This is a genomic window from Salinicola sp. CPA57 (assembly GCF_003206035.1).
Taxonomy (GTDB): Bacteria; Pseudomonadota; Gammaproteobacteria; order Pseudomonadales; family Halomonadaceae; genus Salinicola; species Salinicola socius.
Window position 1 is genome coordinate 1 of sequence record NZ_PZJR01000041.1, and the last position, 2,247, is coordinate 2,247.

The 2,247-nt window shown below is 64.7% G+C and carries 1 protein-coding gene; it reads left to right on the forward strand.

The features are described from left to right. The coding region (locus DOM36_RS19900) for an Ig-like domain-containing protein (protein WP_198651355.1) at positions 1–2,247 on the forward strand (2,247 nt) is incomplete at both ends.

Consider the following 2,247-nt stretch of genomic DNA (forward strand, 5'->3'; position numbering starts at 1 on the left):
GGCGAACTGACAGCCACCCTCTCCGTGACCGATGCCGCCGGCAACACCGGCACGGTCACCGATACCACCACGCTCGATACGGCTGCGCCCGATGCCCCGACCGCAACGCTGGCCGACGATACCGCCATCGACGGTGACGGCATCTCCCGCGACGCCACCATCAACGTCGGTGGCCTCGAAGGCGGGGCAACTTGGGAATATTCCACCGATGGCGGCGATAGCTGGACGACCGGCATGGGTGCCAGCTTCGAACTGCCGGAAGGCGACTATGCCGCCGACGCCGTGCAGGTACGTCAGACCGATGCCGCCGGCAACACCAGCGGGGTGGGTAACCTCGGCGCGGTCAGCATCGATGTCACCGATCCAGTGGCACCAGTTATCGACAGCGCCACCGATGACATCGATCCGACCGGCACGCTCGGCGATGGCGACAGCACCAACGACGCCACGCCGACACTGACCGGCACCGCCGAAGCCAATGCCACGGTGGCGATCCTCGCCAATGGCACGCAGATCGGCACTGCCGATGCCGACGATGACGGCAACTGGTCATTCGCTATCGACGACGCGAACGCCCTGCCCGATGGCAATGTGGACTTTACCGCCACAGCCACCGATACCGCGGGCAACGTCTCCCCGGCCAGCCCTACCTTCACGCTGATGGTGGATACCACCGACCCCGCGGCTCCGATACCCACACTGGCCAACGACACTGGCGAGAGTGCGGAAGACGGTATCACTAGCGATACCACGGTCAATGTGGCCGGTCTCGAGTCGGGTTCAACCTGGGAGTACTCTACCGACGCTGGCATCAGTTGGACCACGGGGGCCGGTAGCCGCTTCGAGCTGGATGTGTCGACTTACGCCGATGGCGACATCCTGGTGCGCCAGACCGATGCTGCCGGCAATACCAGTGATGTCGGTAGCCTGGGGCCGATTACGGTCGACCAGACCGATCCGGCGGCACCGACCATCGTCAGCGCCAGTGACGATGTTGCGCCGATCACTGGCGAGCTCGCGGATGGCGATGCAACCAACGATACGACCCCGACACTGGCCGGTACCGCCGAAGCCAATACCACGGTGACCATCTTCCAGAACGGTACGGAGCTCACCAGCGTTACCGCGGATGCCGACGGCAATTGGGAATTCACCCCCGACACACTCGACGACGGCGACTACTCTTTCTCCGCCCGGGCCACCGATGCTGCGGGCAATGTCTCACCGGTCAGCACCGAATTCACCTTGACGGTGGATACCCAGGCGCCCGCCGCGCCGACGCTGGACGCCACCGACGGCTCGCCGATCACGGGTACTGCCGAGGCCGGTGCCACGATCACATTGACTGTCGATAATAACGTGATCGGGACAGCGACTGCCGGCGCCCAGGGCAATTGGTCGTTCTCCCCGGAGACACCGCTGACAGACGCCACCGTGGTCAACGCCACGGCAACCGATGCCGCCGGCAATGTCGGGCCGTCCACCAGCACTACCGTCGACGCGGATCTCAATGACGTCACCCCGCCCGCCCCACCGACTATCGAGTTCGCGGTCGACGATGTCGCTCCGCAGACCGACGATCTCGCCGACGGCGACAGTACCAACGACCCGCTTCCCGTACTGCAAGGCACGGCGGAAGCCGGCAGCACGGTCGCTATTTCACTCAATGGTGCCGAGCTTGGTTCGGTCACTGCCGATGATCAGGGCAACTGGTCTTACGCCCTGGTCGATGCACTGCCGGAAGGCGACGCCGTCTTCACCGCGATCGCGACCGATGACAACGACAATACATCCGGAGCGAGCAATTCGTTCACGCTGACGGTCGATACCGGCATACCGGACGCACCCACCATCGACAGCGCCACCGACGATGTCGACCCGGCCGGGGCGCTCGTCGATGGCGACAGCACCAACGACGCCACGCCGACACTGACCGGCAGCGCCGAGGCTAATGCCACGGTTACGATTTCGGCCAACGGTGTCCAGATCGGCACCGCCCTTGCTGACGGTGACGGCAACTGGTCGTTCACGCCGGATGACATGGACGCCCTCGCCGACGGCGAAACCACTTTTACTGCCATGGCGATGGACGCCGCCGGCAACGCCTCAGGAGCCAGCAACGAATTCTCGTTGAGCATCGATACCGAGATCCCGGCTACGCCCACGGCAACGCTGGCCGACGATACCGCCATCGACGGTGACCGCATCACCAGCGACGCCACCATCAACGTCGTTGGCCTCGAAGGC